At 41.1% G+C, this 15,904-nt stretch carries 12 protein-coding genes; 10 read left to right on the top strand and 2 right to left on the bottom strand.

Going from position 1 to position 15,904, the window contains the following annotated elements; translation table 11 throughout:
* The first annotated feature begins 22 nt into the window (after nt 1-22).
* From ACSBQP_RS07745 to ACSBQP_RS07715, 7 genes are all read left to right on the top strand, one after another.
* Nucleotides 23-2,158 carry a transglycosylase domain-containing protein gene (locus ACSBQP_RS07745; protein WP_017360307.1) on the top strand — a complete coding sequence of 712 codons (2,136 nt, stop codon included), beginning with the start codon at nt 23-25 and terminating at the stop codon, nt 2,156-2,158.
* A 124-nt stretch (nt 2,159-2,282) separates the two neighbouring features.
* A complete protein-coding gene (hemE, locus tag ACSBQP_RS07740) occupies nt 2,283-3,341 on the top strand; it encodes a uroporphyrinogen decarboxylase (RefSeq protein ID WP_342498915.1) in 1,059 nt (352 codons plus the stop codon).
* Nucleotides 3,342-3,373: 32 nt separating this feature from the next.
* The gene (gene hemH / locus ACSBQP_RS07735) at nt 3,374-4,312 is read left to right on the top strand and encodes a ferrochelatase (protein ID WP_035703469.1); all 939 of its coding nucleotides are present in this window, start codon (nt 3,374-3,376) and stop codon (nt 4,310-4,312) included.
* 22 nt (nt 4,313-4,334) lie between these two features.
* The gene (gene hemY / locus ACSBQP_RS07730; protein WP_008348859.1) at nt 4,335-5,747 is read left to right on the top strand and encodes a protoporphyrinogen oxidase; all 1,413 of its coding nucleotides are present in this window, start codon (nt 4,335-4,337) and stop codon (nt 5,745-5,747) included.
* Between the two features lie 175 nt (nt 5,748-5,922).
* Nucleotides 5,923-6,501 (top strand): TetR/AcrR family transcriptional regulator, encoded by a 579-nt coding sequence (locus ACSBQP_RS07725; protein ID WP_026050070.1) that lies wholly within the window; start codon nt 5,923-5,925, stop codon nt 6,499-6,501.
* Nucleotides 6,502-6,571: 70 nt separating this feature from the next.
* Nucleotides 6,572-8,881, top strand: coding sequence for a YhgE/Pip family protein (locus ACSBQP_RS07720; protein ID WP_435028300.1), 2,310 nt, complete (start codon nt 6,572-6,574; stop codon nt 8,879-8,881).
* A 347-nt stretch (nt 8,882-9,228) separates the two neighbouring features.
* The gene (locus tag ACSBQP_RS07715; protein ID WP_435028299.1) at nt 9,229-10,278 is read left to right on the top strand and encodes a M42 family metallopeptidase; all 1,050 of its coding nucleotides are present in this window, start codon (nt 9,229-9,231) and stop codon (nt 10,276-10,278) included.
* Nucleotides 10,279-10,310: 32 nt separating this feature from the next.
* On the opposite strand, the gene ACSBQP_RS07710 is transcribed toward ACSBQP_RS07715, so the two are convergent.
* Both ACSBQP_RS07710 and yhfH read right to left on the bottom strand, forming a co-directional pair.
* Nucleotides 10,311-11,600 (bottom strand): cation:dicarboxylate symporter family transporter, encoded by a 1,290-nt coding sequence (locus ACSBQP_RS07710; RefSeq protein ID WP_008348850.1) that lies wholly within the window; start codon nt 11,598-11,600, stop codon nt 10,311-10,313.
* A gap of 339 nt (nt 11,601-11,939) precedes the next feature.
* A complete protein-coding gene (gene yhfH, locus ACSBQP_RS07705) occupies nt 11,940-12,077 on the bottom strand; it encodes a protein YhfH (protein WP_008359029.1) in 138 nt (45 codons plus the stop codon).
* Between the two features lie 155 nt (nt 12,078-12,232).
* Here yhfH and ACSBQP_RS07700 point away from each other — a divergent pair, with 155 nt between their 5' ends.
* The 3 genes from ACSBQP_RS07700 (at nt 12,233) to ACSBQP_RS07690 (ending at nt 15,694) form a co-directional block, all read left to right on the top strand.
* Nucleotides 12,233-12,976, top strand: a complete 744-nt coding sequence (locus tag ACSBQP_RS07700) for an MBL fold metallo-hydrolase (protein WP_048002572.1) — start codon at nt 12,233-12,235, stop codon at nt 12,974-12,976.
* 2 nt (nt 12,977-12,978) lie between these two features.
* On the top strand, nt 12,979-13,968 hold the full coding sequence (lplJ, locus tag ACSBQP_RS07695; protein WP_035392513.1) for a lipoate--protein ligase LplJ: 990 nt from the start codon (nt 12,979-12,981) through the stop codon (nt 13,966-13,968).
* Nucleotides 13,969-14,140: 172 nt separating this feature from the next.
* Entirely contained in the window at nt 14,141-15,694 is a 1,554-nt protein-coding gene (locus ACSBQP_RS07690; protein ID WP_255233729.1) for a fatty acid--CoA ligase family protein, read from the top strand.
* Nucleotides 15,695-15,904: the final 210 nt, after the last annotated feature.

Here is a 15,904-nt window from a genome sequence, read left to right as displayed (position 1 = left end):
TAAAGGAATGAGGTGACCTAATTTGAAGAAAAAGAAGATAATCATTCCATTAGTCATTGCAGGAAGTACAATCGTGCTTTCATTTATTGGCTATCTGACCATTTTATTTTTAGGACATTATGTCATAGATGAGAAGAAGCTCGTTTTTCACGCTTCCTCGAAAATCATTGATCAGAATGGAAAAGAACTCACAAGCATGTATTCAGAAAATCGGGACCCTGTGTCATTAAAAGAGGTCCCAGATAAAGTGGCGAAAGCTTTTGTTGCTGTAGAGGACAAGCGCTTTTATGAGCACCACGGAATTGATGCACAATCGATTTCAAGGGCGGTTTATCGAGATATATTAGCAGGTGGAAAGGTAGAAGGCGGCAGTACCATCACCCAGCAGCTCGCCAAAAATATCTTTCTCACAAATGATAAAACGTTTCTTCGAAAAACAAAAGAAGTCATTATTGCGATCAATTTAGAAAGAGATTATTCAAAGGACAAGCTGCTTGAAATGTATTTAAATCAGCTTTACTTTGGTCATGGCGTCTATGGGATCCAAGCAGCGGCCAATTACTATTTTAGTAAAGATGTAAAAGATCTCACTGTCAGTGAAGGAGCTACACTTGCTGCCATGCCAAAGGCACCTTCAACGTATTCCCCTGTTCTACACCCAGATAAAAATAAACAAAGACGGGATACCATCCTGAATTTAATGAATGAACAAGGATATTTGTCTTCTACAGAAACAGTTGAAGCAAAAGGAAGAACACTTGGTATTCATTTAAAAAAGAAATCAGAAACCCCTTGGGTGGACAGTTATGTAGATCTCATGATTAAAGAAGCAGAATCACAGTATTCGATTTCGCATGAACAATTGCTTCAAGGCGGCTATACCATTACGGTACCAATCGATATGAATTTGCAAAAAGTTGCCTATGATGCGATGAAAAACAATCGTTATTTCCCGGGAAAAAGCGGGTCACCTGAAGGCAGCGCTGTGTTTATTGACAACGCATCTGGTGGTGTAAAAGCAGCAATAGGCGGACGAGAATATCAGGCAAGAGGCTATAACAGAGTCACAGCTGTTAGACAGCCTGGTTCTGTCTTTAAGCCGATCGCAGTATATGGTCCAGCGATGCAGGAGAAAAAATTCAGACCGTATTCACTGCTTGAGGACAAGGAAAAAAGCTATGACGGCTATTCTCCAAAGAACTACGATGGACAGTACGAAGGCAGGGTCACGATGGTAGAGGCTCTCATGAAAAGTAAAAATACATCTGCCGTATGGACGTTAAGCCAGCTTGGCATCGATACGTCTAAATCCTATCTTGAGAAAATGGGAATGGATATTTCGGATAAAGGACTTGCCATAGCGCTTGGCGGTTTAGAAAAAGGGGTTTCTCCGTTGCAGATAGCTGGAGCATTTCATACATTTGCAAATGAAGGCGTCTATAAAAAGCCGTTCTTCATTCAGAAAATCACGAATGATGATGGTGAAACCGTTGAAAAAAATCGAAACAAAGAAGAACGAGTGTTTAGCGTACAAAATGCTTGGAATATGACAAGAATGCTTCAACAGGTCGTCAAAGGCGGAACCGCTCAGAGCGGATCATACGCTGGAGATTTGGCTGGTAAAACAGGCACAACTACGTATTCCGGTGTCAAAGGGGCAACGAAAGATGCTTGGTTTGCTGGCTACACGCCTAGTACAACAGGGGCAATCTGGATGGGGTATGACAAAACGGATAACAGTCATTATTTAACTGGCGGCAGTCAGTATCCAGTGCAGTTAATGAAAGATATTTTAACGACAGCCCAAATAACCAATGAAACATTCCAAAAACCAGAGGGAATTAAAGAACTTCAATCGCCAATCCATTTAGAAGGACTGTCAGGCTTTGAAGCACGTTATGCATTTAAAATCAAAGGGCTCTTTACATTGGAGCTGTCATGGGATGAACAGGAAGACAAACGCGTTGAATATCGTATTTATGAAAAGAGAAATGGAAGCGAGACCCTGATCGATTCTGTAACAGGAACAAACAGCTACACAATGCCGTATGCAAATGTGTTTTCAGATGCGCAGTATAAGGTTGTTCCATACAATACTCAAACACAAGAAGAAGGCGAAGGTAGTGCTTATATCAAGCCAGAGGCTTTTGGACGTTAATATTCGGCGATTTTTTGAACATTGAGCCGCTTTAGTATACCGAGCCCTGAAAAAGCGGTATAGTAAAAGCAGTGTTTGAGCCTTATACAAAGAGAGTGTGAGGCGAAAGGTGGAATGAAAGGTAATGGGAAAAACGAAGGCTTTTAATGACACGTTCTTAAAGGCGTGCAAAGGGGAAAAAACAGACCATGTACCGGTTTGGTATATGAGACAGGCAGGACGCTCGCAGCCTGAATATCGTGCCCTTAAAGAAAAATACGGGCTATTTGAAATTACGCATCAGCCAGAGCTATGTGCTTACGTAACAAGACTTCCTGTAGAACAATATGGTGTAGATGCCGCTATTTTATATAAAGATATTATGACTCCGCTTCCAGCTATTGGAGTGGACGTTGAAATTAAAAATGGAATTGGACCAGTGATTGACTCGCCTATTCGGACAAAGGCAGATATCCAGCGTCTTGGAGAGCTTCATCCTGAAGAAGACCTGCCGTATGTGCTTGATACGATCAAGCTGTTAACAGAGGAGCAGTTGAATGTTCCGCTGATTGGTTTCGCAGGTGCACCTTTTACGATGGCAAGCTATATGATCGAAGGCGGTCCATCTAAAAATTATCATAAAACAAAGGCGCTCATGTACAGTGAGCCAGAGACATGGATGCTTTTGATGAATAAATTAGCCGATATGACGATCACATACATACGCGCTCAGGTAAAAGCAGGCGTCCGAGCATTTCAAATCTTCGACTCTTGGGTTGGCGCTTTAAATGCAGCAGATTACCGGACCTTCATTAAGCCTGTCATGCAGCGTATTTTCACAGAGCTGAAGTCTGAAAACGTACCAATGATTATGTATGGTGTCGGTGCGAGCCATCTGGCGATAGATTGGCATGACTTGCCGCTTGATGTCGTTGGACTGGATTGGCGTATGAGTATAGACGAAGCGCGAAAAGAAGGCTTAACAAAAACGTTACAAGGAAACCTTGATCCAACGATATTACTTTCTCCTTGGGAAGTGATTGAAGAAAGAGCAACAGCGATTTTAGATCAAGGGATGAAATCAGATCAATTCATCTTTAACTTAGGTCACGGGGTATTTCCTGATGTCTCACCAGACACGTTAAAGAAGCTGACAGATTTTATTCACGATTATTCAGCTAAACATAAAAAGACATCCATCTAAATGATTTCAAATGATCTGAAGGAGTGTTGGTTGTGGAGAAAAAGAAAATGGGGCTACTTGTCATGGCATATGGCACCCCATATAAAGAAGAAGACATTGAACGTTACTATACACATATTCGTAGAGGCAGAAAGCCAGAGCCGGAGATGCTGCAAGATTTAAAGGACCGCTACAAGGCAATTGGCGGCATTTCTCCTTTATCAAAAATTACAGAACAGCAGGCAAATGGCTTGTGTGAACATTTGAATGAGATCCAAGACGAGATTGAATTTCATGTATACATTGGGTTAAAACACATCGAGCCTTTCATTGAAGATGCGGTCGCTGATATGCACCGAGATGGCATCACAGAAGCGGTGAGTATTGTCCTAGCACCGCACTTCTCCACATTTAGTGTGAAATCGTATAACAAACGTGCACAAGATGAAGCAGAAAAGCTTGGCCAGTTAAATATCACTTCTGTTGAAAGCTGGTATGATGAGCCGAAGTTTGTGGACTATTGGGTGAAACAAGTGAAAGAGACGTATGCATCCATGAGTCAGGAAGAAAGAGATTCAGCAGTACTGATTGTGTCTGCGCACAGTCTTCCTGAAAAAATTATTGCAGCAGGGGACCCATACCCTGATCAGCTTGCACAATCTGCAAAAATGATTGCTGAAGGTGCAGGAATTGAGCATTATGAAATTGGCTGGCAAAGTGAAGGCAATACGCCTGATCCGTGGCTCGGACCAGACGTACAGGATCTCACACGTGACCTATTTGAACAAAAAGGCTATAAAACATTTGTATACGTGCCTGTTGGATTTGTCGCTGATCACCTTGAAGTGTTATACGACAATGATTATGAATGTAAAGTCGTCACGGATGAAATTGGCGCAGCCTACTATCGTCCAGAAATGCCAAATGCGAAACCAGCATTTATTGATGCACTGGCAGCAGTCGTATTAAAGAAACTGAATGAAAGCAAGTAATCATATAAAAGAAGGCGATCCTATGCATGACAATCAAAAACACCTTGTCATCATTGGCGGTGGCATCACGGGTTTGGCCGCCGCCTTCTATTTGGAAAAGGAAATTGAAGAAAAAGGCCTTCCTATCCAAATATCTCTTATTGAAGCGAGTCCTAGGCTAGGTGGAAAAATTCAAACATTATATAAAGACGGTTATATCATTGAACGTGGACCCGATTCATTTTTAGAAAGAAAGGTCAGTGGACCCCAGCTGGCAAAAGATGTTGGGCTATCTGATCAGCTCGTCAATAATGAAACAGGGCAAGCGTATGTATTAGTCAATGAAACCCTTCATCCGATGCCAAAGGGCGCTGTCATGGGCATTCCAACTCAAATCAGTCCTTTCATTACTACTGGGCTTTTTTCAGTTGCCGGAAAAGCACGTGCAGCGATGGATTTCGTTTTGCCAAAAAGCAAACAGACAGAAGATCAATCTCTTGGGGAATTTTTTAGAAGACGTGTGGGTGATGAAGTGGTGGAGAATTTAATTGAACCGCTACTATCAGGCATTTATGCTGGTGACATTGATCGCCTGAGCTTAATGTCTACCTTCCCGCAGTTCTATCAAACAGAACAGAAGCATCGCAGTTTGATTCTTGGGATGAAAAAATCACAGCAGCATGCAAAAGCGCAACAAGTGACAGCGAAAAAGCAAGGACAGTTCCAGACAATCAATCAAGGGCTGCAAGCACTTGTTGAAGCGGTCGAAAGTAAACTCAAGCTGACGAAGATTTACAAAGGGACAAAAGTGACCCAGATCGAAAAAGCCGAGGGAGGCTATGGCGTTCAATTAGACAGCGGTCAAACGCTTTTTGCAGATTCTGCCATTGTGACAACTCCTCACCAATCGATCTATTCCATGTTTCCAAAAGAAGCAGGGCTTGAGTACTTGCATGACATGACATCGACTTCTGTTGCAACAGTTGCACTCGGATTTAAAGAAGAGGATGTTCACAATGAATATGATGGTACTGGTTTTGTCATCTCAAGAAATAGTGATTTCTCCATTACAGCATGTACGTGGACAAATAAGAAATGGCCTCACACTGCACCTAAAGGAAAAACATTGCTCCGTGCATACGTTGGGAAAGCTGGCGATGAATCAATTGTCGAACAGTCTGATCATCAAATCGTGAGCATCGTGCTGGAGGATTTGAAGAAAATCATGGATATTAAAGCAGATCCAGAGCTGACGACAGTGACTCGCTGGAAAACAAGCATGCCGCAATATCATGTGGGTCATCAAAAACAGATTTCGACGATGAGAGAAACGTTTAAGCAATCATATCCTGGTATTTATATCACGGGTGCTGCATTTGAAGGTGTTGGAATTCCTGATTGTATTGATCAAGGAAAAGCTGCCATCTCAGAAGCTGTATCTTATCTATTTTCATAAAAAACAAACTCCCTTTTCTGTCATGGAAAGGGAGTTTTTCATGTTCGTATGTTTAGAAAAGAGTGGTGAATAATAAAATTGAACAAAGTTGTTGCATCTGAGGAAAAGGATGTGGTATATTACTTTCTGTACTTAATGACCGAAACGTTCAAATAGTCATTTTGGGAGTGAGATCATGAGTGTTGATAGGAGACAAATGATTTTAGATGGAGCAACAAAGGCATTTACCCAGTTCGGGTATAAAGCCACGACAATGGACCTTGTAGCAAAGCTTGCCAACGTCGGAAAAGGAACAATTTATACCTTTTTCAAAAACAAAGAAGAGCTGTTCGATGAAATTTTCACATCACTGTTAATGGAGATGAAGAAAATTGCAGATGAAGCAATAGATGAGAAGAATAGTTTCTCAGAAAACCTTCATTTAGCACTCTTTGCAATATTAGAATTTCGAAAAAACCACCAGCTTACAATTAAAATCTTTCAGGAAAATGCGGAGCTTGGCACGTCAGCAGTGAAAGAAATGATTGAAAAAATGGAGCAGATGATCATTCGCTATATTAAAACAAAAGTAAAAGAAGCGATTGAAAAAGGCGACATTAAGCCCTGTGATCCTGAATTGACGGCATTTGTGATGGTGAAACTATATATTGCACTTATTTTCGACTGGGAAAAGCGATATGAGCCTTTAACAAAAGAAGAGGTCGCTGAATCGCTCGAGCTTTATGTACTAAAAGGACTGTCTGCAACAACATAATTTTTTTTGAGTTCAAATGACCGAATTCTTAATTTAGTCATAGTCATTCATCAATGGGAGGAAAACAGCAATGAATGTAATTCGGAATCAATGGAAAGACATTGTGACGAGCAAAAAACTACTGATCCCGATTTTAGCTGTCTTATTTATTCCACTGATTTATAGTGGTGTATTTTTAAAAGCTTACTGGGATCCATATGGTACAGTTGATCAATTACCTGTAGCGGTTGTCAACTTGGATGAAGGCAGTCATTATGACGGCAAAACCCTTCAAGTGGGCGATGATTTAGTGAAGGAATTGAAGAAAAACGATAGTTTTAAATGGCATTTTGTTGATAGTGAAGAAAAGGCCATCAAAGGGTTAAATAACGAAGACTATTATCTCGTCGTCGAGATTCCGAAAGATTTCTCGAAAAATGCGAGTACAGTACTAGACAAACATCCGAAAAAATCGAATCTGAAATATTATACGAATCCAGGCGCAAACTATGCTGCGTCTCAAATTGCGAATAACGCCATTATCAAATTAAAAGATTCGGTTTCAAAGGAAGTCACAGAAAATTATGCAGAGGTCATCTTTGATAACTTCAAAACGATTGCAAAAGGATTAGATCAAGCAAGCGATGGAGCGAAGAAAATTGATGACGGAACAAAAAGCGCAAAAGACGGTAGCCAAAAGTTAAAAGACAATCTGGCGAAATTGGCAGAAGGAACGTTAACGTATAGCGAAGGTGTTCATCAGTTTGCAGGAAAAATGGGTGAACTGAACACTGGAATTCAATCTCTTGATAGCGGTCTTGGTCAGCTCTTAACAGGCTATCAAACGATTGATCAGAAATTTGGTGAACTTGGTACAGGGATTGATACATTGACCGAAGGGTTAAACACAAGCCGTGAAGGACATGAGCAGCTTTCTTCTAAAATGCCGCAATTCACAGCAGGCATTGAGCAGCTGAACAATAAAGCACAGTCATTTTCAGAAAAAATCGCTGCTGTGGAGAAAGTATTGTCTTCACCTGAATTAGCGAATCTTGAAAAGATGGCGCCTAAGATTGATCAGGTGAAAAAAGATGCAAAAACGTTTAGTACCAAACTTGCTTCTTTAAAAGAAGCATTATCTAATCGAGATGCAAAAGTAAAAAGTATCATTCAAAACAGCTCGATGACAGATGAAGAGAAAAAGGCGGCAATGGATCAGCTAGACAGTCTGCCTACAATCGAACTGCCTGATTTGTCTGGTCTTGAGCAAAGCTTAGCGGCGCTGCAGGAACTGCCTGACGCAAGTGAAGTTCAGTCTGCGGTTGCATCTGCAAAAGCACAGCTACAGCAAGTCAAGCAGCTGCCAGAGAAAACAGAACAGCTGTATACATCGACAGTCACCATACAAAATGCGATTGATCAAATGACATCCGGTACGAATAAATTGTATCAAGGTGCACTGAAGCTTCAAACGGGCCAAGGGAAATTACAAGATGGCCTGCAAACAGCAAATGGAAAGCTTGATACAGCGAAAAGTGGTGCGGATAAACTGGCAAACGGATCAAGTCAGCTTAGTGCAGCATTGAATAAACTAGAAAGTGGATCAGCGAGTATCCAAAGCAACTCTTCTAAACTAGCTGAAGGGTCAAAATCCCTTGATAAAGGATTAGGTGACTTAAAAAGTGGGACTGGAAAGCTTTCTGATAAGCTAAAAAGCGCTGCAGATGAAACAGGAGACATTGATGCGGGGCAGGACAACTACAATATGATTGCAAGCCCAGTCAAAACAGAGAATGATACAGCGAAAAAAATTGATAACTATGGAACAGGGCTCACACCATATATTTTATCAATGGGACTCTTTGTTGGAGCTCTTATGCTGACTGTTGTATTCCCAATGAAAGATCCTGCAGGACGCCCTAGAAATGCGTTTGAATGGTTTGTCAGCAAATATAGTGTGCTTCTCTTAGTCGGTATCTTGCAGGCAGTGATTGCAAGCACCATGCTGATCTTTGGGCTTGGACTTGAAGTGGAAAGCCTCTGGCGCTTCTATCTCTTTGCAATCATCGTCAGTCTGACATTCCTAGCGATCATTCAACTTCTTGCGACGACGATGGGGAATCCAGGACGCTTCATTGCCGTCATTATCTTGGTTCTTCAGCTTGCAGCAAGTGCGGGTACATTCCCGCTTGAGCTTGTACCAAAATTCTTCCAAGTCATTCACAGTCTGCTTCCAATGACGTATACCATCAACGGATTTAGAACGATCATTGCAAGCGGTGATAACAGTTATTTATGGCACCAAGCAGCGATTCTTGGAACAGTAGCCATCATCATGATGGCTGCAACAACAGCATACTTTGCTTGGAACATAAGAAAAATGAAACAAGAAGAAGCATAATCAAAAAAACCTTTCTCTTTCATGAGAAAGGTTTTCAGCGTGTAGACAAACCCTCGCATGCGGTGTCAGTCCTGCGCTTCGGTGCTCACGAATGTTAAATTCGCTCCGCCCCGATGCTCGTCCTTCCTAGCATGCAAAGGTTTTCTATCACGCTGAAAAGAAGACAAAGGGCTAAAATCAAGTTCATTTTAGCCCTTTGTCAACAATCTGAAACCTTTCTCTTCCATGAGAAAGGTTTTTTTGATTAGAAATTAGACATCAGGAACCCGAAGCGATATATTTTAAGAAGGATGCTGAAAAAAGGCATGCTTGGAAAGAATTCTTTTAGATGAAGGAGGATATGCCGAATGACAACGGAAGTAAATGAAACGGTTCAGCTTATTCAAAAGCTTGTGTCAATCCCAAGTCCATCAGGAAATACTGAGAAAGTGATTGGCTTTGTCGAACGTTTTTTACAAGATTTACATATTGAAACGAAGCGAAATCGAAAAGGCGGATTAATTGCCACCCTAAAAGGAACAGATGACAAGGAACACCGCATGCTGACAGCACATGTCGATACGCTCGGTGCGATGGTCAAAGAAATTAAATCAAATGGCCGGCTGCGTCTTGCACTCATTGGAGGCTTTCAATATAACTCGATAGAAGGCGAGTATTGTGAAATTGAAACACTAACAGGCCGTACATACACAGGTACCATTCTGATGCATCAAACGTCCGTTCACGTATATGAGGATGCTGGAAAAGCGAAGCGAAATCAAGAAAATATGGAGATTCGCTTAGATGAGAAAGTGAAAAATGCAGACGATGTGCAAGCACTCGGCATTCAAGTAGGAGACTTTATCTCATTTGATCCTAGAGTGGAAGTGACGTCTTCAGGTTTTATTAAATCAAGACACCTTGATGATAAGGCAAGTGTGGCGTTGTTGCTGAGATTGATTCACCGCATTCAAACAGAGAACATCACATTGCCGCATACGACACATTTCTTAATTTCAAATAATGAAGAAATCGGATACGGTGGGAACTCGAATATCCCGGAAGAAACGGTAGAATATTTGGCTGTTGATATGGGAGCCATCGGTGACGGCCAATCAACCGATGAATACAGTGTGTCGATATGTGTGAAGGATTCTAGCGGTCCTTATCACTATGGTCTCCGCAAACATCTAGCAGCATTAGCTGAGGCAAATAAAATCGATTACCGCCTTGATATATACCCTTATTATGGCTCAGATGCGTCAGCAGCGATTCGAGCAGGGCATGATATCATTCATGGACTGATTGGACCTGGCATTGACTCTTCGCATGCCTTTGAAAGAACCCATGAAGACTCCTTGATTCATACAGCCAATCTTCTGTACCACTATGTTCAAAGCAAATTAATCACAGTATAAAAAAAGAACCCCATGATCGGGGTTCTTTTTGATTAGCTTGAAAGTTGTGTTGGCTCAGGTACATCTTGTCCAGTCATCACGCGGTGTCCTTTTTCAGGGTCATATTGCCCTTCCCATTTAGACATCACGACAGCTGCAAGTGCATTACCAGTTAAGTTGACAACGGTTCTTGCCATATCCATGATACGATCAACACCTGCAATAAAGGCTAGACCTTCAGCAGGAACACCGATCGTTCCAAGTGTTGCAAGTAATACAACAAAGGATGTACCAGGAACGGCAGCCATTCCTTTTGATGTCACCATCAGTACAAGGATTAGTGTGAGTTGCTGTACGATTGTGAGGTCAATGCCATATACCTGCGCTAGGAAAAGCGCCGCAATGGCTTGATACAAGACGGAGCCGTCTAGATTAAACGTATAACCAATTGGGATAACAAAAGAAACAATTCCTTTTGGACACCCGATGCGCTCCATTTTATCCATGACTCTCGGTAAAACTGTTTCAGAGCTGGATGTACTAAAGGCGAGAAGCATTTCGTCTTTCATGTAAGCAAGAAATCTGAAAATATTGACGCCAATCATCTTTCCAATAATTCCGAATACAACGATAAGGAAGAGAGCGAGCGCAAAATAAACAAGACCTACGAGCTTACCTAATGAAACGAGAGATTCAAGACCAAATTTTGATACTGTCACACCAATGAGCGCGAACACACCAAATGGTGCAGCTTTCATCACAACATTGACGACATGGAACATCGCATGTGACACACCTTCAAAGAAGGCGAGCACTGGTTTGCCGCGTTCACCAATCGCTGAAACGCCAAGTGCGAATAATACAGTGAAGAAAATAATCGCAAGCAAATCACCTTCCGCCAATGATTGGAAGAAGTTCGTCGGAACGATATGAAGGAACGTATCAGCAACTGATTTACTGCTTTGTTCTTTTTCCGTTTCAACATACTGGCTAATATCCTGTTTTTCTGTATGTCCAAAGTCAACGCCTGCACCTGGTTGAACAAAGTTCGCAAGCACAAGACCAAGGATGATCGCAAACGTTGTGATAATTTCAAAATAAAGAATGGTTCTAAAACCAAGCTTCCCTACTTTTTTACCATCACCCGCACCTGCAACACCTAAAATTAAGCTAGATACGACAATCGGAATGACAATCATCTTAATGAGTCGTAAGAAGAAGTCTCCAATTGGTTTTAAATATGTCTCAACACCAGGGTTACCGAAAAAGATCGCACCAACCACGACACCGAGAATAAGACCGATTAGGATTTGAGTAGCTAATCCAAATTTTAATTTTTTCATAGATTTCCTCCCTAACTTATTCATTAAAGGAATATTCCCATTATATTAAGTTTTAATATATGAATTAAAGTATAACTAAAATTAAAGAGGTTCGTCCACGATTAAATTATATTAAGAAAATACAAAATTATTTGAAAAAATGGACACTTTGAACCCCCTTCGTTGTTTTAAGTCAATAAAAAGTGCCTTCCGAACTAAAAGTCATCATATGAAAATACTAAAAAACCCTTTTGTACCAAGGGTTTTACCTTTTTACCTATTTTTCAGAAAAAATAAAAAGCACTTTTGACTCCAACTGACGAAGGAGGAAAAAAGTGCTTTTTTATTCTATTTATTACCTTATTTAAGATAACTTACTTGTGAGCATTCCTCACATTCATTACCGTAACACTCGTGCTGTTCCATTAAATCATTTCCACATTTTGTGCATTTTTTTGAAGGCAAATTTCTAAAAAACTCAGTGATTTTTCCTAGCATTTGTCATCCTCCAATACGTTTTATTGCTATCATTGTATTATAACAGATTAATAATTGTCAATCTGTTTTGTAACAATAGGCAAGAAGAATGCTTTTTTTATGAAAAATGGGTATATTGTAAGAAGGGGATTTTTTGAAAAGGAGGAAATATGACGATGAAATTAACCGTGATTGGCTGCTACGGAGGATTTCCAGCAGCTGGTGAAGCCACATCAGGTTATCTTTTTGAATCAGATGGTTTTCGTCTGCTTGTCGACTGCGGGAGCGGAGTTCTGTCAAAGCTTCAGCAATACATTGATATAGAAGAACTAGATGCTGTACTCCTTTCTCATTATCATCACGATCATATTGCAGATATCGGACCTCTCCAATATGCGAAGCTAGTGGGTTATCATTTAGGAAAAAGCAGTGGTCCGCTGACGATCTACGGACATACCGGGGATCAAGCAGCATTTCAGCGGCTCTCTGATGATGTACATACAAAGGCAAAACCTTATCAGCCGGAAGAGGGCATTCAAATCGGACCATTTCAAATTGATTTTTTGAAAACGGTTCATCCGGCAGAATGCTATGCGATGAAAATTCAGGCAAATGAGGCTGTGGTGGTGTATACAGCTGATTCCAGCTATCAAGATGCATTTATCCCTTTTAGCAAGGATGCAGACTTACTTATTGCCGAAAGCAACTTTTACGCCGGACAAGACGGATCGGGTGCAGGACATATGAACAGCACTGAAGTAGGGAAGCTGGCAAGTGAAGCAAATGTTGGAGAGCTCATCATCACCCATCTCCCTCATTTCGGCCGGCATAAAGACCTAGTCAATGAAGCACAGGCGTTATATACTGGCAATATACAGCTTGCCCAATCAGGGCTTAGATGGAACAAGGAAGGAAGATAGAGATGCTGTTTATCGATAACGAGCAACATTATGACCCAATGATTAATTTAGCCATTGAAGAGTATTGCTTAAAATATTTAGATCCAGAAGAAACGTATTTGCTGTTTTACATCAACCAGCCGTCCATTATTATTGGAAAAAACCAAAATACAATAGAAGAAATCAATACAAAATATGTGGAAGACAATGGCATCAAAGTCGTTCGCAGGTTATCTGGCGGTGGTGCGGTTTACCATGACAAAGGAAACTTGAACTTCAGTTTTATTACAAAAGACGATGGGGACAGCTTTCATAACTTTAAAAAATTCACCGAGCCAGTCATCAAAGCGCTTGAAAAGCTTGGCGTCAAAGCGGAATTAAGCGGCAGAAATGACATCATGGCAGATGGGCGTAAAATTTCTGGGAATGCTCAATTTGCTACACGAGGACGTATCTTCAGTCATGGCACCCTATTATTTGATTCAGAAATCGAACATGTTGTCTCGGCATTAAATGTGAAGAAAGAAAAGATCGAATCAAAAGGCATCAAATCCATTAGAAGCAGGGTTGCGAATATTAGTGAACTGATGGATCAAAAAATGACAACAGAAGAATTTAGAAAAATTCTTTTAAGCTATATTTTTGACACGAACGGAGACGTGCCTGAGTATAAGCTGACAGAAAAAGATTGGGAGAAGATTCATGAGATTTCTCGTGATCGATACCAAAAATGGGAATGGAACTACGGCCGTTCACCTAAGTTTAACTTGCAGCACTCTAAGCGTTTTCCAGCTGGATCGATTGATCTTCGATTAGAAGTGAAAAAAGGCATCATTCAAGACTGCAAAATTTTTGGTGACTTCTTCGGTGTAGGAGATATTGCTGATATTGAGAAACGACTCATTGGGCAGCAATATGATCGCAAAACCATTAGTGATGTATTAGAAGACATGGATATGCGCCATTATTTTGGGAACGTATCAAAAGAAGATTTTCTGGATTTGATTTATTAAGCAAGGACAAGCACGGCTAGAGATAGCGGTGCTTTTTCTAATGAAAGAGATGAAAGCGGTTTACATTTGATCTTGTGAATTTTTTCGATTGTCTATTATAATAGAAAGGAGGAATGTTTGGTCATAAAATGAATGGCTATTCATTCATTGATGAAGTATAAGGGGTGGGAGAATGGATTTGATCAAAAATCTTGAGCAGACTGCGATGACCAAGGGAGAGAACGTCGCACTGATCTTTGAAGGGAACAAGTGGACCTATCAAGAACTGATGACAAGTATCGAACGTTTTGCAGATGGTTTAGTGAGCGAAGGGTTTCAAGCGGGAGATCATATCGCGCTGATTTTAGGAAATTCACCGCATTTTGTGATTTCATTTTTTGGTGCATTAAAGGCAGGACTTGTTGTTGTACCTGTCAATCCAACATATACGCCAAGTGAAATCGGCTACATGCTGGTCACTGGTGATGTAAAAGGGATTGTTGCACCGGATCAGCTTCTGCCGATATACGAGCAGGTGTATGAACAGCTTCCAGCGATTGAACGAGTCATTATTTGTGCTCAAAATGAATCTGCGTGCAGGTCAAGTTTAAAAGAAGTATCTGATCGTCTTGTTTTCTTCGGAAAGCTTGTATCTGGAGGTGCACCAGAAGCTGAGCATCCTTCCATACAACCTGACGATACGGCTGTTATTTTATTTACATCTGGCACAACAGGAAAACCAAAAGGGGCAATGCTCACTCATGTTAACCTTTATTCAAATGCAAGAGACATTGCGGAGTACCTGTCAATTGATGAGAAGGACAAGGTGATTGCTGCTTTGCCGATGTTCCATGTGTTTTGTTTGACCGTCTGTATGAATGCCCCCTTGATTCATGGAGCGACCATCTATGTCCTGCCGCATTTCAGCCCATCAGAGCTTTTACGAATGATGGAGAAAGAAAAACCAACGTTATTTGTTGGTGTTCCAACCATGTATAACTATTTATACCGCCAGGACGGTCATGAGGAAGCGATGAAGTCGGTGAGGATTTGTATATCAGGCGGTGCGTCCATGCCTGTTGCTTTACTTCACGGTTTTGAAGAAAAGTTCGGTGTCACGGTGCTAGAGGGTTACGGATTATCAGAGGCTTCCCCAGTGACGGCATTCAATCCCCTTGATGGAAAAAGAAAACCAGGCTCGGTCGGCACTGATATTATGAATGTGAAAAATAAGATTGTGAATGAACTTGGAGAGGAAGTTGGACCAAACGAAGTCGGAGAACTCATCGCAAAAGGGCCAAACATTATGAAAGGCTATTATCAAATGCCAGAAGACACAGAGGCGGCCCTGAAAGACGGCTGGCTGTACACAGGAGATTTGGCGAGAAGAGATGAAGACGGATATATTTATATCGTCGATCGAAAAAAGGATATGATTCTCGTTGGTGGGTATAATGTCTATCCAAGAGAAGTAGAAGAAGTGCTTTATCAACATGAAGCTGTAGCAGAAGCCGTTGTCATCGGTGTGCCAGATCCAAACACAGGAGAGGCTGTTGTCTGTTACATTTCCCCTAAGAAACATGCTCACATCAATCAAGAAGACATCATCACACATTGTTCACGCTATTTGGCGAAATATAAGCAGCCCCAAACGATCCATTTCATTGATGATATTCCAAAAAACACGACTGGTAAAATTTTAAGAAGAGCGCTAAAAGACAAGTACCAAGCAGAAACAAGTAAATAAAAAGGGAGCCTCTTGAAGAGGCTCCTCAGATTGTTGACAAAGGGCTAAAATGTTGTTTATTTTAGCCCTTTGTCTTCTTTTCAGTGTGATAGAAAACCTTTGAAGTTTAGGAAGGACGAGTACTGGCGCGGAGCGAATTTCACATTCGTGAGCACCAGCACGCAGGACTGACAAAGAATGCGAGGGTTTGTCTACACGCTGGGGAGTCTC

Origin of the sequence: Bacillus sp. G402 (assembly GCF_051172515.1) — a bacterium.
Lineage (GTDB): Bacteria > Bacillota > Bacilli > Bacillales > Bacillaceae > Bacillus > Bacillus altitudinis.
The sequence above is the reverse complement of the archived record's forward strand: the minus strand, read 5'-3'. Positions and strand labels throughout refer to the sequence as shown.

Bases quoted from the DNA above. Each gene is read 5' to 3' on its own strand.
- lplJ (WP_035392513.1), top strand. From the start codon at position 12,979: ATGCTGTTTATCGATAACGAGCAACATTATGACCCAATGATTAATTTA.
- ACSBQP_RS07725 (WP_026050070.1), top strand. From the start codon at position 5,923: ATGAGTGTTGATAGGAGACAAATGATTTTAGATGGAGCAACAAAGGCA.
- ACSBQP_RS07715 (WP_435028299.1), top strand. From the start codon at position 9,229: ATGACAACGGAAGTAAATGAAACGGTTCAGCTTATTCAAAAGCTTGTG.
- ACSBQP_RS07700 (WP_048002572.1), top strand. From the start codon at position 12,233: ATGAAATTAACCGTGATTGGCTGCTACGGAGGATTTCCAGCAGCTGGT.
- hemY (WP_008348859.1), top strand. From the start codon at position 4,335: ATGCATGACAATCAAAAACACCTTGTCATCATTGGCGGTGGCATCACG.
- ACSBQP_RS07690 (WP_255233729.1), top strand. From the start codon at position 14,141: ATGGATTTGATCAAAAATCTTGAGCAGACTGCGATGACCAAGGGAGAG.
- ACSBQP_RS07710 (WP_008348850.1), bottom strand. From the start codon at position 11,600: ATGAAAAAATTAAAATTTGGATTAGCTACTCAAATCCTAATCGGTCTT.
- hemE (WP_342498915.1), top strand. From the start codon at position 2,283: ATGGGAAAAACGAAGGCTTTTAATGACACGTTCTTAAAGGCGTGCAAA.
- ACSBQP_RS07720 (WP_435028300.1), top strand. From the start codon at position 6,572: ATGAATGTAATTCGGAATCAATGGAAAGACATTGTGACGAGCAAAAAA.
- yhfH (WP_008359029.1), bottom strand. From the start codon at position 12,077: ATGCTAGGAAAAATCACTGAGTTTTTTAGAAATTTGCCTTCAAAAAAA.